The following is a 22,081-nucleotide window of genomic DNA, read 5'->3' as shown; positions in this document are numbered from 1 at the left end:
TCTTAAAGGACGTGTCTGCCATGGCCATTCGCCCCATTCTTGTCATCCCCGATGCGCGCCTGCGCGCCGTCGCCGACCATATCGAAGTGGTCGATGACGACATCAAGAAGCTGGCCAAGGACATGCTCGACACCATGTATGACGCGCCGGGCATTGGCCTTGCCGCGCCGCAGATCGGCGTGCTTAAGCGCATCGTGGTGATGGATCTGGCCGCCGAAGGCGAAACGCCCGAGCCGCTGGTGCTGATCAATCCCGAAATCACCAAGTTCGGCGATGAAATGCAGGTCACCGAAGAAGGCTGCCTGTCGATTCCCGAGCTGTATTACGAAGTCGAGCGCCCTAACGCGGTGACGGTCACCTATACCGATCTCGATGGTAACGAGGTCACCAAGGATGCCGAAGGCAAGCTCGCCGTCTGCATCCAGCACGAACTCGATCACCTCGATGGTGTGCTCTATATCGATTACCTCAGCCGCCTGAAGCGCGACCGCGTCATCAAGAAATTCGACAAAGCCGCCAAGCGCGCTGCTGGCTAACTCCCGGCCCAACAGTCGCCACCTTCTCCCCTTCGGGAGAAGGTGTCCGAAGGGCGGATGAGGGTCTCTTGCCTGCTTTCTGTATGCGGAGAAAAACCCCTCACCCTGAAATTCTGCTGAACGCAGAATTTCGGTCCCTCTCCCGCAAGGGGCGAGGGTCGACGACTGGCAAAGCGATGGCCCGAAAGGTAGAACAATGCGCGTCATCTTCATGGGCACCCCGGACTTTTCCATCCCCACGCTCACCGAAATCGTCTCCTCCGGCCACGAGGTTGTCGCCGTCTATACCCGCGCGCCAAAACCCGCCGGGCGCGGCCAGGTCGAACGCAAATCCCCGATCCATGAAGCCGCCGAAAACTTCGGCATTCCGGTGTTCACGCCCAGATCGCTCAAGGGCGAAGCCGAGCAGATCGTCTTTGCCAGGCACGCTGCCGATGTTGCCGTGGTCGTCGCCTATGGCCTGCTGCTGCCCAAGCCGATCCTTGAGGCACCGCGCCTGGGTTGCCTTAACCTGCATGGCTCGCTGCTGCCCCGCTGGCGCGGCGCCGCCCCGATGCAGCGCGCCATCATGGCAGGCGATGCACGCACCGGCGTCATGGTCATGCAGATGGACGAAGGCCTCGATACCGGCGCCATCGGGCTGGGCGAAGAAATGCCGATCGGCCCCGACATGACCGCCGGCGAGTTGCACGACGTGATGATGCGCACCGGCGCCGACCTGATGGGCCGTGCCCTCGCCGCCCTCGATCGCGGCAGCCTCACCTTCACCCCGCAGCCCGAAACCGGCGCGCTCTACGCCAAAAAGCTGGAAAAAGCCGAAACCCGGATCGACTGGTCCAAGCCGGCCGCCGAAGTCCACAACCACATTCGCGGCCTGTCGCCATTTCCCGGCGCCTGGTTCGAAATCGCCCTCGCCGGCAAACCCGTGCGCATCAAGGCGCTCCGTTCCGCCCTCGCCACCGGCTCAGCCGCCCCCGGCGCGCTTCTGCCCGGCCTCACCATCGCCTGCGCCACTGGCGCGGTGCGCCTGATCACGGTCCAGCGCGAAGGCAAATCCGCCATGGACGCCGCCACCTTCCTGCGCGGGGCAGGGGTTTTGCCGGATAAAGTGCTGTGAGCCGCGCCACTGTCTCAGTCGTCACCCCTCGCCCCTTGAGGGAGAGGGACCGTAATTTCTTCGTTCAGAAGAAATTACCGGGTGAGGGGTTGTTCCCGCAGACACCGCAGCAAGTAAACCCCCCTCATCCGCCCTTCAGGCACCTTCTCCCTCAAGGGGAGAAGGAAGAGTTGAGCGTGAGAGGCGGCATCTAATGCCCCGTTATAAACTCACCATCGAATATGACGGAACCCCGTTCCACGGCTGGCAACGCCAGACTGATCGCGCTTCGGTACAGGAAGCCCTCGAAACCGCCATTCTCGGCTTCTCCGGCGAAACCGTCACCACCCAGGCCGCCGGCCGCACCGATACCGGCGTGCATGCACTGGGGCAGGTCGCTCATTTCGATCTTGCCAGAGACTGGGACCCGTTTCGCGTCCGCGAGGCGCTGAACTTTCATCTGCGTCCGCAACCGGTCGGCATTCTGCTGGCCGAAGTGGTGCCCGAAACCTTCGAGGCCCGCTTTTCGGCGCTTGCCCGCCATTACGAATACCGCATCCTCAATCGCCGGGCTCCGGCCATCCTTGAACGCCACCACGTCTGGCACCTGCCGATGCCGCTCGATGCCGATGCCATGCACCATGCCGCCCAACTCATCCTGGGCACCCACGATTTCACCACCTTCCGCGCCGCCGAGTGCCAGGCCAAATCGCCGGTCAAGACGCTCGATCATTTCGCGGTCCGCCGCGAACTCGACCATATCGTGGTCACCGCCAAGGCGCGCAGCTTCCTGCACCATCAGGTGCGCTCGATGGTGGGTTCGCTCAAAATGGTGGGGGAGGGCAAATGGCAGCCCGCCGATTTCCGCGCCGCCCTCGATTCACTGGATCGCCGCCGCTGCGGCGCTCTGGCTCCACCCGACGGGCTTTATCTGACCCACGTGGTCTATTAGAGCGTCGGGATCAGCCCGGCATTGGGCATCAGCATCGACAGCACCAGCAGGCACACCACCGAGCCGACCACCTGCGCGATGATGAATGTAGCCACCTGCAACGGCGACAGCGTCACGATCAACCGGCCGATATTGACCTCGATGATGATCACGATCAGCCCGATCACGATCAGCGATACGTCGCTCCCACCACCGAGCAGCAGCAGGCCCAGCGACAGCAGCGAGGTAAAGAACGTCGCCCAGTTGTCGGCCACCAGAAACGGAATGAACCCATCGGTGCGCTTCATCTGCCGCAGCACCAGGAAGGCGATGCCCTGCTGGATCACATACAGTACAAATCCCAGGATGAGCGCCCGCGATGCCATGCCCGGCGGCGTCTGCATGCCCAGGAGCTGCGGCCCGAAGGCCACGGCCACATTGGCCACCAGAAAGGCGATGAAACTGCCGGCCAGTCCACGGTGGCTGAAATCGAAATTGCCCGGCGCCGACCGGTTGCCGGTCATCAGCGCCACAATGCCGCGCGCGGCGCTGCTCAGTTCTTCAAGAAGCGTTCTATTCTGCGGCAAGGGTAAATCCCGTCAGATGGGCGAGTTGGCTGGGTTGCCCACGATGTAGAGCGTCAGCGGCATCCCTACAAGCAGCACGATCATCAAAACCGCAAACGCCAGCGCCGCCGGCCACCGCCATGGCCCCGCCATCCGCCCCAGCCGGAACATCAGAAAGGCCAGACCCAACAGCACCAGCGTAACCAGTGGCGCGGCAAACGCCACCATGATCGCGCGCACCAGTACATAGGGCACCAGCGCGTAGATCCCCGGCACGATCAGCTCCCGCACCGGCCCGGCGCTGCGGGTGACGATTTTCACCGCAAAACTGGCCACCACAATGGCCAGCACCGCCATCATTTCCACCACCAGGGCTGCGCCGATCCCGAACCCGGAAATGCTTTCGCCCGTGGTCTCGAACAAAGTGACGATCAGCGCCACCAGCGCAAACACCACCAGCGCCATGATCAGTCCGGCGCCGGTAAACGAAAATCGGTCGCGCCATCCCGCTCGGCCGGCCACGATATCGATCCAGCCCAGCACGGCACCGCGCAGCAAGCCGAAGATTTTCATGGCGTCACCGCAAAATAGCGCCGCATGAACGCGGCATAAAGTGCGCTCAATCCGGTCACATCGCTCAGCAGTACATGCTCGTCGCTCTTGTGCAGCGTCGTGCCGACCAGCCCGCATTCCACCACCGGGCAATACTGCGCGATAAACCGCGCATCCGAGGTGCCGCCGCCGGTCGACAACAGCGGCCGCTGCCCGGTTATCTCGGTTAAAACCTGGTCCAGCAGATCGATGGCCTCGCCCCGCGGCGACAGGAACGATCGCGACGGCCTTGCCGCCAGTTCGAACCCAATCGTGCAGCCGCCAGCATCCACCTTGGCGATCTGCGCCTCGACCCAGTCCCTCAGCGTTTCGGGGCTCCACCGGTCATTATACCGGATATTGAACCGCGCCTCGCCCTTGGCGGGGATCACGTTGCCCGTCGGATTACCCACGTCAATGCTGGTAAATTCCAGATTGCTCGGCGGAAACAGTTCGGTGCGCGTGTCGATGGGTTCGCCGCTCAACGCCGCCACCACTCGCGCCAGCACTGGCAGCGGATTATTGGCCTTTTCGGGATAGGCTACATGGCCCTGCACGCCGGTCACGGTGATCCGCCCGGAAAACGAGCCGCGCCGCCCTACCTTGATGCTGTCGCCCAGCCGCGCCGCCGAACTCGGTTCGCCCACAATGGCAAAATCGAATTCATGACCATTGGTGCGCGCCCACGCCATCAGTTTTTCGGTGCCGTTGATCGCGTCGGCCTCTTCGTCATTGGTAATCGCCAGCGCCACCGTTCCCGCACCGGCGGGGATGGCCATGACTGCTGCGACAAACGCGGCGATCCCGCTCTTCATGTCCGCCGCGCCGCGCCCATAAATCTTGCCATCGGCAATCCGTGGCAAGAACGGGTCCGAGGTCCAGTCGGCCAGATCGCCCGGCGGCACCACGTCAGTATGCCCGGCAAACAACAGCCGCTTGCCACCGGTGCCGCGCGTCGCAAACAGATTATCGACGGGATAGGAGCCGTCACCCTCAAACCGCAGCCGCGTTACCGCAAAGCCCAGCGGTGTCAGCGCGGCCTCCAGCACGCCCAGCGCGCCCGCCTCCACCGGAGTCACCGAGGCGCAGGCAATCAGTTGCGACAGCAGTTGGACGGGATCGCCCGCAAATCTGGCAGTCATATCCCGTCCAATTCTACGCTGGATCAGGCGCCAAGCGGATTGGGGCCATATTGATTGCTGCCCGGGGTGCCGGGCTGCGTGCCGATTTCGTAGATCGCATAGATGATGCCCAGCAGCGGCACCAGCAGGATCAGCGTCCACCAGCCGGACTTGGAACGGTCGTGCCAGCGCTTGGCATACAGCGCCACCGATGGGTAGATCAGTACCAGCGAGACGATGACCGACAGCGCCTGCACGTGGATGATGCTGGCAAGGATCGATGCCACAATGTTGACGGCGATCAGCACCAGTACGCCCGCCCAGAACGGCGCGCGGTTGATGCGTCCGTCAAAGCTCGTAAACAGATATTTCCAGTCTTGCTTGAAATCCATCAGCCCCTCCAAGGTCCCAGCGCCCTCATGCGCGTACGCAAATACTAATGCGCTATTGTGCCGCAGACCAGTGCAGACGCAGCAATTAACGCCTGGGAACTCCAGAGCTTGTGGATTAATCGCGCAGCAACTCATTGATCCCGGTCTTGGAGCGGGTCTGGGCGTCGACAGTCTTGACGATCACCGCGCAATACAGCGACGGCCCCCAGTTCTGCCCCGGCAGCGGCTTGCCCGGGATTGAACCCGATACCACCACCGAATAGGGCGGCACCTTGCCCACATGCACTTCGCCGGTCTGCCGGTCGATGATCTTGGTGGAGGCGCCGATGAACACGCCCATCGAAATCACCGCGCCTTCGCCCACGATCACGCCTTCGACCACTTCCGAGCGCGCCCCGATAAAGCAATTGTCCTCGATGATCACCGGACCGGCCTGCAGCGGCTCCAGCACGCCCCCAATGCCGACGCCGCCCGAAATATGCACGTTCTTGCCGATCTGCGCGCACGAGCCGACGGTAACCCAGGTGTCCACCATGGTGCCTTCGTCAACAAACGCGCCAAGATTCACAAAGCTGGGCATCAGGATCACGCCCTTGCCGATATGGGCCGATTTGCGCACCACCGCGCCCGGCACCGAGCGGAAGCCGCCGGCACGATACTCGGCCTCGCCCCAGCCATCAAACTTGGACGGAACCTTGTCCCACCAGCTCGCTTCGCCCGGCGCGCCGGCAATCAGCTGGTTGTCATTGAGCCGGAAGCTCAGGAGCACCGCCTTTTTCAGCCACTGATTAACCTGCCAGGTTCCGTCAATCTTTTCGGCCACGCGCGCCTTGCCGCTATCGAGCAGGTTCAGCGCCTCGCTCACCGCGTCGCGTACCGCGCCCCTGGTCGAAAAATTGACCTCCGCGCGCGCCTCAAAGGCTGCATCGATGGTCTGGGCAAGATCGGCATGGGCCATGGGAATACTTTCAGGAGAATTTGCTGCCCGGGACATTACCCACGCAAGGGGAGGTGTCAATTGCGAGGGCCTGGTTTGTGGTTGGGGGTTTTAAGGCGTGCGGTGCTTTTGGCCCACCCCCTCCCTTCCCTCCCCGCAAGGGGAGGGTGAACCCGGTGGAATTGGCAAAATGGTGCCCCACGCTCGATGTCACCCTCCCCCTTGCGGGGAGGGAAGGGAGGGGGACGAGAGCCGCAATTTCAGCCTGGTCTCCAACGCGACCTCCACCCCGCCTCAAACACCGAACATTAACCATGCGGTGACACCATTCCCCCGCAAGATTCGGAGCATTTCATGGCCAAACGTCGTCCCACGCCGTTGCGCACCTCGGCGCAGGACGTCGATGCGGCCAAACGCGCCCCGCAAACCCCGCAGACGGAGGCTTCCGCGTTTCGTCTGGCCTTTGCCGATGGCGAATTCCTCACCTCCGAAGACACCCGCGGCATCCGCTTTCAGCTCGAATACATGAAGGCCGAGATGCGGCTGCGCGAGCGAGGCATCAATTCCACCGTCGTGCTGTTCGGCGGCGCCCGTATTCCTGAACCGGGCAAGGCCGCGTGGGCCGCTCGCAACGATGTGCAAAAGCAGAACCTGGAAAAAGCCTCGGCCTATTACGACGAGGCCAGGCTGTTCGCCCAATATGCCTCGCAGACCTCTCTGGCGCTGGGCGGCCACGACTATGTGGTGGTCACTGGCGGTGGCCCCGGCGTCATGGAAGCCGGCAATCGAGGCGCTGCCGATATCGGCGCGCAATCGATCGGTCTCAATGTCGTGCTGCCGCACGAGCAGGCGCCCAACCATTTCGTCACCCCCGACCTCAGCTTCAACTTCCACTATTTTGCCACCCGCAAAATCCACTTCCTGCTGCGCGCCAAAGCGGTGGCGGTATTCCCGGGCGGTTTCGGCACGCTGGATGAGTTCTTTGAAACCCTGACCCTGATCCAGACCGGCCGCATGCAACGCATTCCGCTGCTGCTGTTCGGCGCGGAATTCTGGGGCAAGGTCATCAATTTCGAAGCTTTGGCCGAAGCCGGCACCATCGGCCCCGATGATCCGAAACTGTTCAACATCGTCGACAGCGCCGAAGCCGGCTGGGACATCATCCGCCAGTTCTACGGCCTGCCCGATACCGGCAAACCACCCGGCTGGGTGGCGGAATGAATCAAGGCATCCAACCTTCGGTAACCAATGGTTCGGCACTGCCTCACCTCTCCCTTGAGGGGAGAGGTCGCCGCGTAGCGGCGGGTGCGGGGTGCGATCTCGCCTCCTCACCGGACGGCACCTCCCCCTTGACGGGGGAGGTTGGGAGGGGGGGTGCGGAGCCCGGATATGGTGGCTCTCCCACCCCCATCCTTGATCCCTCCCCGCAAGGGGGTGGGTGTCGACTGCGATATCGGACAGGTAACCTCCGCATGCCATTGCTCGACCGCAAGGCAAACTCACGCAGCCCAGCCTTTCACCATCGCCTACTGCACGCTCTGCAATGCCAGTGTCACACTCACGCAATAGGCCCTCACTCGGCCGGAAATTTGGGGCAGTTCGTTGAACACATATGATCTCGTCGTGATCGGCAGCGGCCCAGCGGGTCGTCGTGCCGCCGTACAGGCCGCAAAACTGGGCAAGTCCGTACTGGTGGTGGAAAACCGGCTCCGCCTTGGCGGCGTCTCGGTCCATACCGGCACCATCCCCTCAAAAACCCTGCGCGAAACCGTGCTCAACCTCTCCGGCTGGCGCGAACGCGGCTTTTATGGCCTCAGCTATCGCGTCAAGAAGGACATCGAGGGCAAAGACCTTGGCGCCCGCCTGCGCATGACGCTGAACCATGAAATCGAAGTGCTCGAACACCAGTTCGCCCGCAACGGCGTCAAGACGCTGGGCGGCATTGCCCGCTTCATCGACGTCAATCATATCGTGGTCACCAATCCCGATGGCGAGGAAACCACCATCGGCTTCGAATCCGCCGTCATCGCCGTTGGCACCACCCCATTCCGCCCGGCCAATATTCCGTTCAACGATCATTCGGTGCTCGATAGCGACAGCCTGGTCTCCGAACCGCGCGTGCCGCGGAGCCTCACCGTGGTCGGGGCAGGGGTGATCGGCATAGAATACGCCACCATCTTCTCCGCGCTCGACGTGCCCGTCACCATCATCGAGCCACGCGATACCATCCTTGATTTCATCGATCGCGAAATCATCGAGGAATTCACTCACGAAATGCGCCAGCGTGGCATGACCATCCGCTATGGCTCCAAGGTCGAGCGGGTGGAACTCGACCAGCAGGGCTGGGCCATCGCCATCATGAGCGACGGCCGCACCGTGCGCTCGGACATGCTGCTCTATGCGGCGGGCCGCTCCGGCGCCACCGCCAATCTGGGGCTGGAAACCTGCGGCATCGTCCCGGTCGATCGCGGCCGCCTCAAGGTCGATCCGGTCACCTTCCAGACCAATGTGCGCAATATCTACGCCGCCGGCGACGTCATCGGTTTCCCGTCATTGGCCTCGACCTCGATGGAACAGGGCCGTATCGCCGCGCTGCACGCCTGCGGTGCTGCGATGCCGCCCGCGCCGCAGTTCTTCCCCTATGGCATTTATGCCGTGCCGGAAATTTCCACGGTCGGCCTGACCGAACAGGAAGTCAAAGCCAAGGGCATTCCGTATGAAAACGGCATTGCCCGCTTCCGCGAAACCTCGCGCGGCCACATCATGGGCCTCAATTCAGGCATGATGAAAATGATCTTCGCGCTCGACACCAGGAAACTCCTGGGCGTCCATATCGTGGGCGAAGGGGCAACCGAGCTGATCCATATCGGCCAGGCCGTGGTCAATCTGGGCGGCACCGTCGACTATTTCGTCGAAAACGCCTTCAACTACCCAACCCTGGCCGAAGCCTACAAGATCGCCGCGCTCGACGCCTGGAACCGCATGCCCCGCCACAAGCCGGAAATTGTGGTCGAGCCGGCTGCCGTGCCCAAAGGCAAAGCCGCCAAGTAACGAACGCCCGCTAATTTCTTCCCTCTCCCCTTGTGGGAGAGGGTGCCGAAGGGCGGGTGAGGGGTGTTTACCCCCTCACTGGCACAGCCGCACAAAAAGTTCGCGCTCAAGCTGCAATTGCCCGGCCCCCGGTGATATCGCCACTCCAGGGTTAAAACTTGGGCCGCCTGCAGTATTGTCGATAACCCCCGGCGTCACCTGGCTGCCGGGGCAAAATACCGTGAAGCTGTCGACCCAGTGCGCGGCATCGCCGTCCCACTTCACCTCGATCAGAATGCCCTTGGCGGCATCTTCGGCCACTTCGATCTTGCTGACCTTGCCAATGGCGTCGCCGCCCTCGTGTACAATGCCGTAGTCCCGCGTCGATCCCACGTCCTCGCCGATGTCCATTGCCATCGCCGGCCCTGCCAGCAGCGCCAGAGCAGCGACCAGTCCAATTCGCCTCATCATCTCGTTCACGCCCGTAAATCCTTGGTTGAATCCAGCACCACATAGGTGGTCAGCGCATGCACCGCCGGCAAAGTGCCCAGCACATCGGTATGGAAGCTCTTGTAAGCGCCAATATCGGCCACTTCCACCCGTAGAATATATTCAATGGTTCCGGTGACATTATGGCATTCGCGCACCTGCACCGCCTGCGCCACCGCCCGCTCGAACGCCCGCTGCGCCGCCTTGGAATGATCCGATAATCCCACTGCGATATAGGCGATGAAACCTACGCCCAGCGCCACCCGGTCAGTCACCACGCGATAGCCCGCGATCACCCCGGAGCGTTCCATGTCCTGCACCCGCCGCAGGCAGGCCGATGGCGATAATCCAACCTTTGCCGCCAGCGCCAGATTGGTGATCCGTCCATCGCGTTCCAGCTCGGACAATATTTCGTGGTCCTTGGCGTTCATTTCAGTCAAACATTGCTCGCTTGAGGTCAAAGTGCTGCAGATTGATGGCACATTGCGCCTGCCTTGCGCAATCATTGCGTCATGACCTACGAAATCTTCACCGCACTCGCCGTTTTCGCCCTGGTGTCCTCGATCACCCCGGGTCCGAACAACCTCATGCTGATGGCCTCCGGCGTCAATTTCGGCGCCCGCCGCACGATACCCCACGCGCTTGGCGTCAGTATCGGTTTCACGCTGATGGTGGGTCTGGTTGGTCTGGGCCTGATGAGCGTGTTCGACGCTATCCCGCACAGCCACGATGCGCTCAAAGTCATCAGCGTGGTCTATCTGCTCTATCTCGCCTTCAAGATCGGCACCTCGGCAACGATTGGGGAAAAGCCCACCGATTCCAAGCCGATGACCTTCTGGCAGGCGGTGCTGTTCCAGTGGGTCAATCCCAAGGGCTGGACCATGGCGCTGACCGCCGTGACCGTCTATGCCGCTGGCGGCTCGCTGACCACGGTGTTGCTGGTCACGCTGGTCTTTGGCCTGGTCAATGCCCCCTCGATCAGCGTCTGGGTATTCGCCGGCGATCGCCTCAAGCGCTTCCTCTCCACTCCCAGCCGCCTGCGCGTCTTCAACATCACCATGGCGTTGCTGCTGGTCGCCTCGCTCTACCCGGTGCTGATGCACTAGGTAACGATTTTCTCCCCACGCCCGAACTAGTCCCGCGAACCAATTGGCAATGTCACACCGGCATGCCTTAATCGTGCAAAGTTCAGGGGTGCAACATGAGCCAGCAATTCGACGCCATCGTCATCGGGGCGGGCCAGTCGGGTCCGTTCCTCGCTGCCCGTCTAGCCGATGCCGGCTGGAAAACCGCGCTGATCGAAAAGACCCATCTCGGCGGCACCTGCGTCAATGATGGCTGCACCCCCACCAAAACCCTCGTCGCCAGCGCCCGCGCCGCCCATATGGCCCGCCGCGCCGCCGATTTCGGCGTCGGCACCGGCCCCGTTGCCGTCGATATGAAGGCGGTCAAGGCCCGGAAGGACAAGGTGGTCGGCGCCTCGGTCACCAGCCTCACCGACTGGCTGGGCAACCTGCCGAACCTCACCATTTTCTGGGGCATCGGCAGCTTCGTTTCCGCCACCAAGGTCAAGGTCAATGATGAGATCCTGACCGCACCAAAAATCTTCATCAATACCGGCGCGCGGCCCTCGGCGCCCGATTGGCCGGGCTTGGCCAACGTGCCCTATCTCAACAACACCTCGATGATGGATATCGACGTGCTGCCCGAGCATCTGATCATTGCAGGGGCCAGCTATATCGGGCTCGAATTTGCCCAGATCTATCGTCGCTTCGGCTCAAGGGTCACCGTCATCGACCGCGGCTCGGCTCCCGCTTCGCGTGAAGATGCCGATATCTCTGCCGCCATTCGCGATATCCTTGAGGCCGAAGGCGTCGAATTCCTGTTCGACACGTCTGACGTCATCGTCGGCAAATCCGGGGCCGAAATCCAGATCTCGCTGCAGGCCGGTGGCAAACCCACCAGTGTCATGGGCAGCCACCTGCTGATCGCTCTGGGTCGCAATCCCAATACCGAAGACCTCAACCTTGCCGCCGCCGGCATCACCCCCAACAAGCGCGGCTTCATCGAGGTCGATGAGCACCTGCGCACCGGCATCCCCGGCATCTGGGCCATGGGTGATGTCAACGGTCGGGGCGCTTTCACCCACACCTCGTACAACGAGTTTGAAATCGTCGCCGATAACCTGCTCGATGGCGGCAATCGCGATATCGCCGCCCGTATCCCGGTCTATGGCCTGTTCATCGACCCGCCGCTCGGCCGCATCGGCATCAGCGAAAAAGAAGCCCGCGCCTCCGGCAAGAACGTACTGATGGCCACCATGCCGATGACCAAGGTCGGCCGCGCCCGCGAACGCGGCGAAACCCAGGGCTTCATGAAAGTGCTGGTCGATGCCGATACCAAACTGGTCCTCGGCGCCGCGTTCCTCGGCATCGAAGCCGACGAAACCATCCACTCGCTGCTGCAGCTGATGGCCGGCGAACTGCCCTACACCGTCATGCAGCAGGCCGTGCATATTCACCCGACGGTGAGTGAACTTGTGCCTACCTTGCTGGGGGGCCTGAAGCCGCTGGAGTAGTGGGTTGATCCACTGGCGTCACCTTCTCCCCTTGAGGGAGAAGGTGCCCCGAAGGGGCGGATGAGGGGTCTCTTGCCTGCTTCGTCTATGCGGCGACAACCCCCCACCCTGATTTTCTGCTGGACGCAGAAAATCTTTCCCTCTCCCTCAAGGGCGAGGGAAGTATCCCGCCAATCTCAGCCAATCCGCGCCTCGATAAACGCCTTCTCCGCCGCAATCCCGTCCCACTCATGGGGCGCATTGGCATCAAAAATCAGCGTATACGGCCCCTTGTATCCAGCCGCTTCCGCCGCCTCGATACACGCGGCATAATCGGCCTCATCCAACGTACCGTCAACAAAGCTGGCCTTGGCGTGGCAGGTTTCGGCCCGGCCAAAGATCGCCCGCAGATCGGCATACTTGGTCGGTCCGCCCCAATTGCCGAAATCGCCATTCAGCCCGACGCGGCCATCGAGCTTGTCGAGGATGAAGTTCACATGCCCCGGCTCGGCCAGCAGATCGAACCAGTTCTCGGTGGTCAGCCGCACCGCTGATCCGGCATTGCCATCGGCCAGCTCGGTCAGCTTCTTCACCGACAGGTCCAGCGCATCGCGCGTCGGCTTCTGCTTGCCGGCAATCACCCGCGCGCGCTCGGCGCCCAGTTCGTTGGCCGTCTCGATCCAACTGGCAATCCAGCGGGTGTCGCGGTCGCTGGTCAGTGGATCGCTGATATCCCCGGCATCGATCAGCAGCGTCTGCAGCGTTACATCGACCGCCGCCAGCGCCGACTTCAGCTCGCCCAGATAAACCTTGTCGCGGGTCGGGATGTGAAACGACACGATTTCGAGCCGGTTGATCCCGTGATTGGCAATCGCCGAGGGAATGTCGAGCAGCGATTCGTTGACCGGCCCATAGGCCTCGGTCACCGGACCAACTTCGAGCGTGTCCAGATTATGCGGATAGGTGGTGCCCATCATCCGGTGCAGCGACCAGGTGGAAACCGCAATGCGGTCGGCAGCGTTCGTCATGGCTCGTCCCTATTCTGTTTGGCCGCGACACTGCATCCTTGCCGCGCGCAACTCAAGGCAAACGCACGAACATCTCCAAAGTGCCGCAGCCGCTCTTTCTACTCTCGCCCCTTGCGGGAGAGGGTGGATCGGCCATAGGCCGAGACGGGTGAGGGGCTGTGTCCGCATACGCTGATTAGGCAGAAATCCCGGCCCCTCATCCGGCGCTACGCCACCTTTTCCCGCTGGGGAGAAGGGGTGAAGGAAGGTCAAACCCGGTAAATCCGCTCCGCATTCTTGTGCAGCAGCTTGGCCTTTTCGCCGTCGCTGGCGCCCTTGATGATCTCGTGCGTTGCCGCCACCCAGCGGGTAACGCTGGAGGTCTTGGTCGATACCGGATGGTCCGAACCCCACACCACGCGGTCCCAGCCAAAGCTTTCGATCACATGCTCCACGAACGGGCGCAGGTCATCCACCACCCAGTCGGGCTTGGCATAAGCGACGACGCCGGAAATCTTGGCATTCACATTGGGCAGTTTTGCCAGGTCCTTGACATAAGCCCGCCACGGATCAAGCTCCATCGCCGCCACATTGGGCACGCCGCAATGATCGACGATGAAATGCACGTCCGGCGCCTTTTGCGCCAGCGCCACGCCCAGCGGCAGTTGGTCGGCGCGCAGGCACAGATCAAAGCTCAGGTCATAATCGGGTAGGTGACGGATATTTTCCACGAACAGGTCCGAAGTGCTGAGGTCATCAGGCACTTGATGCAGGATGCGGCGCACGCCTTTGACATGGGCGTGGTCGCTCAACTGCTCGATCTGGTCGACAAAGTTCATGTTCTCCGGGCGGCAGGCCGCAATGGCGCCAATGATCCGGGGCAGGCCGAGCACAAACTCGGTCTCTGCCATCATGTCCTTTTCCAGTACATCCACTTCCATATGCAGCGCCGACTCGATGCCCAGTGGCAACGCCTCGGCAAAATAGCTCTCCACCGACCACGTGCCCTTGAGAAGCGGTTCGTCATCGATCCAGGCATAGGTAAACCGGTCCGGATAGACCAGATGCAGATGAGTATCGAGAATGCGCACGCTCAGCCCCCCTGGCCCCGTTCTTCGGGTGCCGACCGTCTCGAAATATCCCGGCTGGCCTGCAGCAGCAAGGCCAGTACCGCATCTGGCGCGGGAGAATTGGGCCGATCGATCAGGATGGCATAGGGACAGGTCAGCGCCGCAATGACGCTGCCCAGTGGCCCGAAGATCGGTGCCGACAGATTATTGATGCCGTGCGCCTGCATTGAGGGAATGGTCTCGTAGCCGCGCGCTCGCACCATTTCCAGATGCGCCTCGGTCTGCCTGTCGAGCACCTGCGCCTGTCCGCTCACCTGCTCTTCCAGCATCAGGGCGCGATCCTCGGCGTCGGCAAACGCCAGAAACACATTGCCCGAGCCGCTATTGACTAGTTTGACGTGGCTGCCGACGCGGATCGATACGTTCCAGTTATGCGGGCCATCCACCTGCGCCACCACCACCAGTTCATTGCGGTCGCGCACCACCAGATGGCAGGGCTGCTCGGCCCGCAGCGCCATCTGTCGCATCACCGGCACTGCCTGGCTCACCAGTCGGCGCATCGGCGGCCGCGCATGGCCCAGTTCGAACAGCTTCAGAGTCACCTCATAGCGCTCCGCTGCGGTGCGCCGCACATAGTCGCGCCGCACCAGCCGGTCGAGCATGCGGTAGATTTCGTTGGGCGAACGATCAAGCGCCTTGGCAATCTCGGCCTGGCTCAGCGGCTCGTCGGCCTCGGCCAGCAACTCCAGAATATCCAGCCCCTTGTCCAGGGCCGGGGCGCGATATCGATCGCTGTCATCGGCTTCGGTCATCGCTGGTGCAACTCCGCAATTGACATTGTCATTTATCAGCACAGCGCTGATCCCATCGGTAAGGCGAGTATCGCTCACTTCCGCCATGCAATGATACGTTTCAATCTCGGCAACTGTCCCGCCGGCGAATGAAATGCTTACCAGTGATGACAACTTGTAACAAAAATGGGCCGCGGCGCCCATTGAACCATTTATCTTCTGGGCGACCCCATCACTAACATGTTAGTGCTGTGCGAACTGGCGCTGCCAGATCAGTCGCAATCAACCGCAGGTTCCGCCATGTCCGATCTCAACGGCAAAATCGTTCTCATCACGGCCGCTGCCCAGGGCATCGGGCTGGCCTCGGTCCATGCTTTTCTCAAGGCCGGCGCCGAGGTGATCGCCACCGATATCAATGCTGCAAAACTGGCCGAACTCACCGGCACGCCCAATGTCACCACGCGGGTGCTCGATGTGCTCTCGGCCGATGCGGTCAACGCCGCCATCGCCGAAATCGGTCGTATCGATGTGCTGTTCAATTGCGCCGGCGTGGTCCATGGCGGCACCATTCTTGAAAGCACCGATGCCGAACTGGATTTCGCGCTGAACCTCAATCTGCTGGCCCAGGTCCGCACCATCAAGGCCGTGCTGCCCGGCATGCTCGAACGCGGCGATGGCGCCATCGTCAACATGTCCACCGTCGCCAGTTCGGTAAAGGGCGTCGTCAACCGCTTCGTCTATTCAGCCAGCAAGGCCGCTGTCATCGGCCTGACCAAATCCGTCGCTGCCGACTATGTCACCAAGGGCATCCGCTGCAACGCCATCGCCCCCGGCACGGTCGATAGCCCGTCCTTGCATGAACGCTGGCACGCCACCGGCGATTTTGACGCGGCCAAGGCCGCCTTCATCGCCCGCCAGCCGATCGGGCGCATCGCCCGTCCGGAGGAAGTGGCCGATCTGGCGGTCTATCTGGCGGGCGCCACCTACACCACCGGCCAGGTTCACGTCATCGATGGCGGCTGGACCGGCTGATCAGGCCGACAGTTTCAGCGGCTCATAGACCCCGTCGCGGCATAATTCCGCTTCGCTGGTTTCGCGCACCGATGCCAGATTGCCTTCGTTGAAAAACACCAGCAGTTCAAAGTCCTTAGTGGGGTCCACGACGACGACCGGCTTGGTGTGGCCCTTCAATTCCACGCTGCCCACCATGAACGGCGCGATCACGACTGGCGCGGTTGCAGCTTCCGGCTTGGGCGTGCCCACCACACAGACGAACCAGCGCTGGGCGCTGAAGGCATTGGCGCCAAAAACCGGGCGCGGGGCCGAGACAGTTAGCCCCGCGGTTTGTACCGGCCGGCCCTTGATCGCCTTGGCCGCCACGTCGCGGTAATTGGCTGGAAACGCTTGGTTTTCCTGCGATATTTGCAAGGTGTTGAGCGACGTATTGGACGTGCAACCGGCCAAGACCGCGACGCTCATCACTACCAAAGCCAGTCTGAACATCGCGGTCCCCATCATTTTCCGGCCTAGGCCCATTCGCCCTTGCGGAACACCGGCTCGGTCGAGCCATCGGCATTGACGCCGTCGATATCGACATGGTTCGAACCGATCATCCAGTCGATATGGATATTGCTCGAATTGCCGCCCTGCGCCGAAATCTGCTCCTGGCTCAAGGACTTACCGCCGACAAAGCAATCGGCATAGCACTGGCCCATGGCGATGTGGCAGGAGGCGTTTTCGTCGTAGAGCGTGTTGTAGAACAGGATGCCCGAAGCCGAGATCGGCGAGGAGTGCGGGACGAGGGCGACTTCGCCCAGGCGACGGGCGCCTTCGTCGGTATCGAGCACCTTGTTGAACACGTCCTGGCCCTTCGAGGCCTTCAACTCCACCAGCCTTCCGCCTTCGAAACGCGCCTGCATATCGGTTATCAAAGTGCCGTTATGTGATAACGGTTTGGTACCCGCGACGTACCCATCGACCCGCAATTTGTGCGGAGTGGTGAAAACTTCCTCGGTCGGGATGTTTGGGTTGCAGGTAATGCCGTTCTTGGCCTGCGACGCGCCACCCTTCCACTGGTGACCATCGGCCAGACCGATGGTCAGGTCGGTGCCCGGCCCGGTATATTTCAATGCGGCAAAGTTTTTGCCGTTGAGCCAGCTCCAGCGCGTCTTGAGGTTGCCATTGTGCTCCTTCCACGCCGCGATCGGATCATCCCGATCCACGCGGCTCGCCGCAAAGATCGCCTCGGCCAGCTTGCCGATGGCGATTTCTTCCGGATCATTGGGAAATACCAGCTTGGCCCAGGCCGGGGTCGGATAGGACACGATGTTCCAGTTGATATCGAACCCGGTGATCAAAGCCATGGCCGGCTTGTAGGCCGCCGAATTGGCGCGGTTGGCGCGCGAGACCTTGTCGGTATCCTGCCCGGCCAGCATCATCGGGTTGTCGCCCGAAATCGCCAGCCGCGCGGTATTGTTGGAAAACGCCTCGGCCATGCCCTTGTAGAGCCAGCCGGCGGCCTTATCGAAGCTGGCCGCATTGGCGTGCTTGTAGCGGGCCAGCGTTGCTTCTTCGTCCGAATAGATCGTCGTCACCAGCCCGGCGCCGGCTTTATAGGCATGCTCGGTGATCCGGCGCACCAGCGGCGCTGCGCTCATCGGCGACGTGATCAGCAGATCCTGCCCCTCGGCCAGTTGCAGCCCAACCTTGATGGCCACCTGGCCCAGCTTGTCGAGCTTGACGGGATCGATCGGATTATTCGTGGTCATATATAGATTTCCAATTGGGATTGGTCGGACAGGGCGGCCACGCTAACCCGATTTCTTCAAAAACTCGATCACCGCCGGGGTAATTTTTTTGACAATCACCTTCACCCCCTCGGCGTTGGGGTGGATACCGTCGGCCTGATTGAGCTTGGGATCGAACGCCACCCCATCGAGATAAAACGGATAGAGCGCCGTGCCATATTGCTTGGCGAGGTCGCCATACATGCCGTCGAACTCGGTGACATAATCCGGGCCCAGCCCGCGATTGGCCTTCATCCCCAGCAGCATGACCGGTGCGCCGACGGCCTTGAACTTGTCCAGCAGCGCCGCAAGGTTGGCCCTGGCCTCGCCTACGGGCAGCCCCTGCAACATGTCATTGCCACCCAGGCCCAGCAGCACCGCATCAGGCACGTCGCCCAGCGCCCAATCCACCCGAGCCAGCCCCATTGCCGTGGTGTCGCCGGAAACACTGGCATTCTGGATTTTTACCTCCACGCCAGCCTTATCCAGCGCCGCCTTGAGCTGCGCCTGAAACCCGTCCTCGGTCGGCAGCCCATATCCTGCCAGTAGCGAGTCGCCATAGACCAGCAGCGTCTTGGCCATCGCCATCGGCGTGCCCACCAGCATCAGCAATGCGGCAATCGGCGCCAGCCAACGCTTTTGTTTTCGTGCCATCATATCAATGTCCCTTGCCGATGCCTAAGAGACTGTTTGGAAACTCTACTCTGGCGGACGTCTGACGCGATTTTCTGCGCTTCCGGTGCTCACGTACTAAACGTACGTTGCGCTCCGGTTCTCAAAAACCACGCCAGCCGACACCCCAGAGCGAATTTCAAAACAGTCTCTAATTGTATCGGGCACTCTAGCCGGAACCATAGAACCATGACAGCAGCGCCCGTCGTCCAGACCACCGCCATGAACCTGCGGTTGACCTCGGGCAAAACCGAACTCCACATTCTCAATGACATCACCTTCGCTATCGATCCGGGCGAGGTTGTGGCGGTGGTCGGTCCGTCCGGTTCCGGCAAAACCTCGCTGCTGATGGTCTTGGGCGGCCTCGAACGCGCCAGTTCCGGCAGCGTCAGCGTCGCCGGCAAGGATATTTCCGGCCTCAACGAAGACGCCCTCGCCATTTTCCGCCGCGAGGCGCTGGGCATCCTGTTCCAGAATTTCCACCTCATCCCGTCGATGACCGCGCTGGAAAACGTGGCGCTGGCACTCGAAATTTCCGAACGCGATCTCTCGCGCAAGCAGATCAACGCCACGGCCGAACAGGCGTTGATCGATGTCGGCCTCAAGGACCGGCTGCATCACCTGCCCAATGCACTCTCCGGCGGCGAACAGCAGCGCGTCGGGCTGGCACGGTCGCTCGCCACCAATCCCAAACTGCTGTTGGCCGATGAGCCCACCGGCAACCTTGACCAGGACACCGGCGCGAAGATGATCGAGTTGATGTTTGCCGCCGCCCGCGACAAGGGCACTGCCGTCCTGCTGATCACCCATGATCCGGCTTTGGCCGCCCGCGCCGATCGCATCCTGCACATGAACCAGGGCGTGCTGGCGTGAACCGCCTCGCCGCCTGGCTGCGCATCGCGCTGATCGACCTGCGCGGCGGCCTTGGCCGCTTCGGCGTGCTGCTGGCCTGTCTGGCGCTCGGCGTCGCCACCATTGCCGCCGTGGGCTCGGTCAGCGCCGTGCTGCAAGCGGGCATCGATCGTGACGCCCGCACTTTCCTTGGCGGTGATCTCGAAGCGCGCCTCGATTACCGCATCGCCAGCCCCGACGAGCGAAAACTGTTCGACAGCCTCGGCACTACCACCGCCGTCACTGAACTCAGCGCTCGCGCCACCACGCCGGACGCTGCCGCATTTCTGTCGCTGCGCGCCGTCGACAGCCTTTATCCACTGCTCGGTAAAGTCGAAACCACCCCCGCCACGCCATTGCCCGAACTGCTCGCCAAACTCGATGGCGTCTATGGCGCCGTGGTCGATCCGCTGCTGCTCGATCGCCTCGGCATCCAGCTCGGCCAGACGTTCACCATCGGCAGCCAGACCTTTCAAGCTCGGGCGGCGCTCAAGGCACTTCCCGATCAGGCCGCGCAAGGCTTCCAGCTTGGCGTGCCGGTGCTGATCTCGGCCGATGCCCTGCACAACACCGGCCTGCTGCTCCCCGGCATTCTGGCGCGCTATCGCTATCAACTGCTGCTGACCCCGCCCAACGATTACGCCTCGGCCAGTGCCGCCATCACCAAGGCGTTTCCTGGTTCCGGCTTCGAGCTGCGCTCGCCGCGCGACGCGGCCGAGGACATGTCGAAATTCTTCAACCTGTTCGGCCGCTTTCTCGTCTTGGTCGGGCTGTCATCGCTGCTGGTCGGCGGCGTCGGCGTCTCCAACGCGGTTTCGGCCTATATCACCGAGCGCAGCCGCTCGATCGCCACCATGCGCAGCCTTGGCGCCACCGCGGGCCGCATCAATGTGCATTTCCTGTTCCAGATCATGGTGCTGAGCAGCGTCGGCATCGCCATCGGCCTGGCGCTTGGCGCGCTATCGACACTGGCGGCGCTGCCCTTCCTCAGCACCATGCTCAAGATCGAACTGCCTCCACAGGTCCATTTCCCCTCTTTGGCCATTGCCGCCGGCTTCGGCCTGCTCATCGCATTCACCTTCAGCTTCCTGCCGCTGCTGCGCGCCGAAAAGCTGCGCCCCGCCTCGCTGTTCCGCTCTGCCGGTTCGGGTCTCGCCGAAGGCCGCATCGGCCGGCGCGATCTGATCCGCTGGCGCGTTGCCGTACCATTGGTCATCGCCATCGGCGCCATTGTCGGCCTGGCGCTGCTCACCACGCGCAGCCCCGTGCTCGTATTGTCCTATGCCGGCGGCGCCGTCGTCGCCTTCATCGTGCTGCGCCTTGCCGCGTGGTTGCTCCAGCTCGGCCTGCGCCTGCTGCCCCAACCGCCCAATGCGATCATCCGCAATGGCCTCAAGGCGATCTATCGCCCGGGCGCCGCCACCGCCACGGTGGTGCTGTCGCTGGGCCTCGGCCTGTCGCTGCTGCTGCTGATCGCCACCGTCGATGCCAATCTGCGCGCCCAGCTCAACGGCGCCATCGCCCAGGAAGCCCCGTCTTTCGCCTTCATCAACATGGCCAGGCCGGATCTCGACGCACTCCAAACCCTGTCCCAAACCGACAAGCGCATCCAGGATTTCACCGCCACCCCGATCCTGCGCGGCGTCGTCACCAGGCTGGCTGGCAAGGACCCGGCCAGCATCGATCCGGTGCCGATGGAGGCCCAGGGCATGTTCAAGGGCGATACGCCGCTCACTTGGTCGCGCGAAATCCCCAAGGGCTCGAAAGTCTCCGAGGGTACCTGGTGGCCCGCCGACTACAAGGGCGATCCGCAGGTCTCGGTCAACGCCCGTCTCAAGCAACCGCTCGGCCTCAAGCTGGGCGATACCATGGAAATGACCATCCTCGGCCGGCCGCTGACCGCAACCATCACCAATTTCCGGGATCTGGATCAGGATGCCAAAACCTTCTCGTTCAATCTGGTGTTCTCGCCCGGGCTGATCGAAAGCGCCCCCGCCAGCTACACCGCCACCCTCAAGGCGGCTCCCGGCGAAGAAGCAGCGGTCCAGTCGCTGCTGGTCAAGGGTTTCCCGACGCTCCCGTTCATCCCGATCGGCGATGCGCTGGCCCGCGCCGCGGTCCTGCTCGCCAGCCTTGCCAATGCCATCGCCGTGGTCGGCGGCCTGGCCATCATCAGTGGCGCCTTCGTCCTCGCCGGCGCCCTCAGTGCTGGCCGCGCCCAGCGCCAGTCCGATGCGGTGGTGATGAAAGTGCTGGGTGCCACAAGGCGCGACGTCATCCTTGCCTATCTGGTCGAATACGGCCTGCTCGGCGTGCTTTCCACCATCCTTGCCGCCGCGCTGGGCACCACCGGCGCCTGGCTCGTGGTCACCCGCCTGCTCGAACTCCCGTTCAGCTTCGAACCGGCATTGATCCTGACGGTCATGACCGGAGCTACGGCGCTGACCATCGCTACGGGGTTGATAACGACGTGGTCCGCACTGTCGGTAAAGCCGGCGCAGCATTTGCGGATGGCGGAGTAGGGCTCGGTCAAACCCAAGCCTTCCCCCACACCCCGGCCCACCCTCTCCCCTTGCGGGAGAGGGACAGATTTTCTGCGTTCAGCAGAAAATCAGGGT

General features: G+C 62.4%; 23 protein-coding genes. 10 read left to right on the top strand and 13 right to left on the bottom strand.

Translation table 11 applies throughout. From position 1 onward, the window contains the following. Positions 1 to 20: 20 nt before the first annotated feature. The 3 genes from def (at position 21) to truA (ending at position 2,584) form a co-directional block, all read left to right on the top strand. Positions 21 to 536, top strand: coding sequence for a peptide deformylase (gene def / locus ABIT12_RS07935; RefSeq protein WP_348042267.1), 516 nt, complete (start codon positions 21 to 23; stop codon positions 534 to 536). A gap of 196 nt (positions 537 to 732) precedes the next feature. Beyond that, positions 733 to 1,653, top strand: a complete 921-nt coding sequence (fmt, locus tag ABIT12_RS07930; RefSeq protein WP_348042266.1) for a methionyl-tRNA formyltransferase — start codon at positions 733 to 735, stop codon at positions 1,651 to 1,653. 193 nt (positions 1,654 to 1,846) lie between these two features. Further along, positions 1,847 to 2,584 (top strand): tRNA pseudouridine(38-40) synthase TruA, encoded by a 738-nt coding sequence (truA, locus tag ABIT12_RS07925; RefSeq protein WP_348042265.1) that lies wholly within the window; start codon positions 1,847 to 1,849, stop codon positions 2,582 to 2,584. Here truA and ABIT12_RS07920 read toward each other — a convergent pair. The 5 genes from ABIT12_RS07920 to dapD form a co-directional block, all read right to left on the bottom strand. Further along, the gene (locus tag ABIT12_RS07920; protein ID WP_348042264.1) at positions 2,581 to 3,150 is read right to left on the bottom strand and encodes a hypothetical protein; all 570 of its coding nucleotides are present in this window, start codon (positions 3,148 to 3,150) and stop codon (positions 2,581 to 2,583) included. The two genes, truA and ABIT12_RS07920, sit on opposite strands and share 4 nt — an antisense overlap. Positions 3,151 to 3,162: 12 nt before the next feature. Further along, a complete protein-coding gene (locus ABIT12_RS07915; protein ID WP_348042263.1) occupies positions 3,163 to 3,702 on the bottom strand; it encodes a hypothetical protein in 540 nt (179 codons plus the stop codon). Further along, positions 3,699 to 4,862, bottom strand: a complete 1,164-nt coding sequence (gene dapE, locus ABIT12_RS07910) for a succinyl-diaminopimelate desuccinylase (protein WP_348042262.1) — start codon at positions 4,860 to 4,862, stop codon at positions 3,699 to 3,701. The genes ABIT12_RS07915 and dapE overlap by 4 nt, the downstream gene beginning before the upstream one ends. Before the next feature lie 23 nt (positions 4,863 to 4,885). Beyond that, positions 4,886 to 5,233: a DUF805 domain-containing protein gene (locus ABIT12_RS07905; RefSeq protein ID WP_348042261.1), complete on the bottom strand. Its 348-nt coding sequence runs from the start codon at positions 5,231 to 5,233 to the stop codon at positions 4,886 to 4,888. Between the two features lie 115 nt (positions 5,234 to 5,348). Beyond that, entirely contained in the window at positions 5,349 to 6,191 is an 843-nt protein-coding gene (gene dapD, locus ABIT12_RS07900; protein WP_348042260.1) for a 2,3,4,5-tetrahydropyridine-2,6-dicarboxylate N-succinyltransferase, read from the bottom strand. Between the two features lie 333 nt (positions 6,192 to 6,524). On the opposite strand from dapD, the gene ABIT12_RS07895 reads away from it, so the two are divergent. Then, complete coding sequence (locus ABIT12_RS07895; protein ID WP_348042259.1) at positions 6,525 to 7,391, top strand: LOG family protein; 867 nt, start codon at positions 6,525 to 6,527, stop codon at positions 7,389 to 7,391. A gap of 381 nt (positions 7,392 to 7,772) precedes the next feature. After that, positions 7,773 to 9,221 carry a Si-specific NAD(P)(+) transhydrogenase gene (gene sthA / locus ABIT12_RS07890; RefSeq protein WP_348042258.1) on the top strand — a complete coding sequence of 483 codons (1,449 nt, stop codon included), beginning with the start codon at positions 7,773 to 7,775 and terminating at the stop codon, positions 9,219 to 9,221. Between the two features lie 75 nt (positions 9,222 to 9,296). On the opposite strand, the gene ABIT12_RS07885 is transcribed toward sthA, so the two are convergent. Both ABIT12_RS07885 and ABIT12_RS07880 read right to left on the bottom strand, forming a co-directional pair. Further along, positions 9,297 to 9,680 (bottom strand): hypothetical protein, encoded by a 384-nt coding sequence (locus ABIT12_RS07885; RefSeq protein ID WP_348042257.1) that lies wholly within the window; start codon positions 9,678 to 9,680, stop codon positions 9,297 to 9,299. After that, on the bottom strand, positions 9,677 to 10,120 hold the full coding sequence (locus tag ABIT12_RS07880; RefSeq protein WP_348042393.1) for an Lrp/AsnC family transcriptional regulator: 444 nt from the start codon (positions 10,118 to 10,120) through the stop codon (positions 9,677 to 9,679). The genes ABIT12_RS07885 and ABIT12_RS07880 overlap by 4 nt, the downstream gene beginning before the upstream one ends. Before the next feature lie 81 nt (positions 10,121 to 10,201). On the opposite strand from ABIT12_RS07880, the gene ABIT12_RS07875 reads away from it, so the two are divergent. Further along, the gene (locus tag ABIT12_RS07875; RefSeq protein WP_348042256.1) at positions 10,202 to 10,795 is read left to right on the top strand and encodes a LysE family translocator; all 594 of its coding nucleotides are present in this window, start codon (positions 10,202 to 10,204) and stop codon (positions 10,793 to 10,795) included. A gap of 95 nt (positions 10,796 to 10,890) precedes the next feature. Then, positions 10,891 to 12,267 (top strand): FAD-containing oxidoreductase, encoded by a 1,377-nt coding sequence (locus ABIT12_RS07870; RefSeq protein ID WP_348042255.1) that lies wholly within the window; start codon positions 10,891 to 10,893, stop codon positions 12,265 to 12,267. Positions 12,268 to 12,443: 176 nt separating this feature from the next. On the opposite strand, the gene ABIT12_RS07865 is transcribed toward ABIT12_RS07870, so the two are convergent. The 3 genes from ABIT12_RS07865 to ABIT12_RS07855 all read right to left on the bottom strand — a co-directional run bounded on the left by ABIT12_RS07865 (position 12,444) and on the right by ABIT12_RS07855 (position 15,135). Continuing rightward, entirely contained in the window at positions 12,444 to 13,274 is an 831-nt protein-coding gene (locus ABIT12_RS07865; protein WP_348042254.1) for a TIM barrel protein, read from the bottom strand. 248 nt (positions 13,275 to 13,522) lie between these two features. Continuing rightward, positions 13,523 to 14,344 carry an amidohydrolase gene (locus ABIT12_RS07860; protein ID WP_348042253.1) on the bottom strand — a complete coding sequence of 274 codons (822 nt, stop codon included), beginning with the start codon at positions 14,342 to 14,344 and terminating at the stop codon, positions 13,523 to 13,525. 2 nt (positions 14,345 to 14,346) lie between these two features. After that, positions 14,347 to 15,135, bottom strand: a complete 789-nt coding sequence (locus ABIT12_RS07855) for an IclR family transcriptional regulator (RefSeq protein ID WP_348042252.1) — start codon at positions 15,133 to 15,135, stop codon at positions 14,347 to 14,349. A gap of 279 nt (positions 15,136 to 15,414) precedes the next feature. Between ABIT12_RS07855 and ABIT12_RS07850 the strand changes: the two genes are divergently transcribed. Then, on the top strand, positions 15,415 to 16,146 hold the full coding sequence (locus ABIT12_RS07850) for an SDR family oxidoreductase (protein ID WP_348042251.1): 732 nt from the start codon (positions 15,415 to 15,417) through the stop codon (positions 16,144 to 16,146). On the opposite strand, the gene ABIT12_RS07845 is transcribed toward ABIT12_RS07850, so the two are convergent. Genes ABIT12_RS07845 through ABIT12_RS07835 form a run of 3 tightly spaced genes read right to left on the bottom strand, consistent with a single transcriptional unit; the run spans position 16,147 to position 18,557 of the window. Beyond that, complete coding sequence (locus ABIT12_RS07845; protein WP_348042250.1) at positions 16,147 to 16,617, bottom strand: hypothetical protein; 471 nt, start codon at positions 16,615 to 16,617, stop codon at positions 16,147 to 16,149. It abuts the gene before it with no gap. 23 nt (positions 16,618 to 16,640) lie between these two features. Continuing rightward, positions 16,641 to 17,882, bottom strand: a complete 1,242-nt coding sequence (locus ABIT12_RS07840) for an aminopeptidase (RefSeq protein ID WP_348042249.1) — start codon at positions 17,880 to 17,882, stop codon at positions 16,641 to 16,643. 42 nt (positions 17,883 to 17,924) lie between these two features. Then, positions 17,925 to 18,557, bottom strand: a complete 633-nt coding sequence (locus ABIT12_RS07835) for an arylesterase (RefSeq protein ID WP_348042248.1) — start codon at positions 18,555 to 18,557, stop codon at positions 17,925 to 17,927. 204 nt (positions 18,558 to 18,761) lie between these two features. Here ABIT12_RS07835 and ABIT12_RS07830 point away from each other — a divergent pair, with 204 nt between their 5' ends. Beyond that, positions 18,762 to 19,445: an ABC transporter ATP-binding protein gene (locus ABIT12_RS07830; protein ID WP_348042247.1), complete on the top strand. Its 684-nt coding sequence runs from the start codon at positions 18,762 to 18,764 to the stop codon at positions 19,443 to 19,445. Next, positions 19,442 to 21,985 (top strand): FtsX-like permease family protein, encoded by a 2,544-nt coding sequence (locus tag ABIT12_RS07825; protein ID WP_348042246.1) that lies wholly within the window; start codon positions 19,442 to 19,444, stop codon positions 21,983 to 21,985. The genes ABIT12_RS07830 and ABIT12_RS07825 overlap by 4 nt, the downstream gene beginning before the upstream one ends. Positions 21,986 to 22,081: the final 96 nt, after the last annotated feature.

Origin of the sequence: Devosia sp., assembly GCF_039927955.1 — a bacterium.
In the GTDB taxonomy this organism is placed as follows: domain Bacteria; phylum Pseudomonadota; class Alphaproteobacteria; order Rhizobiales; family Devosiaceae; genus Devosia.
This window is presented reverse-complemented; position numbering and strand designations above follow the sequence as displayed.

Coding starts and splice junctions, on each gene's coding strand:
- def (WP_348042267.1), top strand. CDS start 21: ATGGCCATTCGCCCCATTCTTGTCATCCCCGATGCGCGCCTGCGCGCC.
- fmt (WP_348042266.1), top strand. CDS start 733: ATGCGCGTCATCTTCATGGGCACCCCGGACTTTTCCATCCCCACGCTC.
- truA (WP_348042265.1), top strand. CDS start 1,847: ATGCCCCGTTATAAACTCACCATCGAATATGACGGAACCCCGTTCCAC.
- ABIT12_RS07915 (WP_348042263.1), bottom strand. CDS start 3,702: ATGAAAATCTTCGGCTTGCTGCGCGGTGCCGTGCTGGGCTGGATCGAT.
- dapE (WP_348042262.1), bottom strand. CDS start 4,862: ATGACTGCCAGATTTGCGGGCGATCCCGTCCAACTGCTGTCGCAACTG.
- ABIT12_RS07905 (WP_348042261.1), bottom strand. CDS start 5,233: ATGGATTTCAAGCAAGACTGGAAATATCTGTTTACGAGCTTTGACGGA.
- dapD (WP_348042260.1), bottom strand. CDS start 6,191: ATGGCCCATGCCGATCTTGCCCAGACCATCGATGCAGCCTTTGAGGCG.
- ABIT12_RS07895 (WP_348042259.1), top strand. CDS start 6,525: ATGGCCAAACGTCGTCCCACGCCGTTGCGCACCTCGGCGCAGGACGTC.
- ABIT12_RS07880 (WP_348042393.1), bottom strand. CDS start 10,120: ATGAACGCCAAGGACCACGAAATATTGTCCGAGCTGGAACGCGATGGA.
- ABIT12_RS07875 (WP_348042256.1), top strand. CDS start 10,202: ATGACCTACGAAATCTTCACCGCACTCGCCGTTTTCGCCCTGGTGTCC.
- ABIT12_RS07870 (WP_348042255.1), top strand. CDS start 10,891: ATGAGCCAGCAATTCGACGCCATCGTCATCGGGGCGGGCCAGTCGGGT.
- ABIT12_RS07865 (WP_348042254.1), bottom strand. CDS start 13,274: ATGACGAACGCTGCCGACCGCATTGCGGTTTCCACCTGGTCGCTGCAC.
- ABIT12_RS07855 (WP_348042252.1), bottom strand. CDS start 15,135: ATGACCGAAGCCGATGACAGCGATCGATATCGCGCCCCGGCCCTGGAC.
- ABIT12_RS07850 (WP_348042251.1), top strand. CDS start 15,415: ATGTCCGATCTCAACGGCAAAATCGTTCTCATCACGGCCGCTGCCCAG.
- ABIT12_RS07845 (WP_348042250.1), bottom strand. CDS start 16,617: ATGTTCAGACTGGCTTTGGTAGTGATGAGCGTCGCGGTCTTGGCCGGT.
- ABIT12_RS07840 (WP_348042249.1), bottom strand. CDS start 17,882: ATGACCACGAATAATCCGATCGATCCCGTCAAGCTCGACAAGCTGGGC.
- ABIT12_RS07835 (WP_348042248.1), bottom strand. CDS start 18,557: ATGATGGCACGAAAACAAAAGCGTTGGCTGGCGCCGATTGCCGCATTG.
- ABIT12_RS07830 (WP_348042247.1), top strand. CDS start 18,762: ATGACAGCAGCGCCCGTCGTCCAGACCACCGCCATGAACCTGCGGTTG.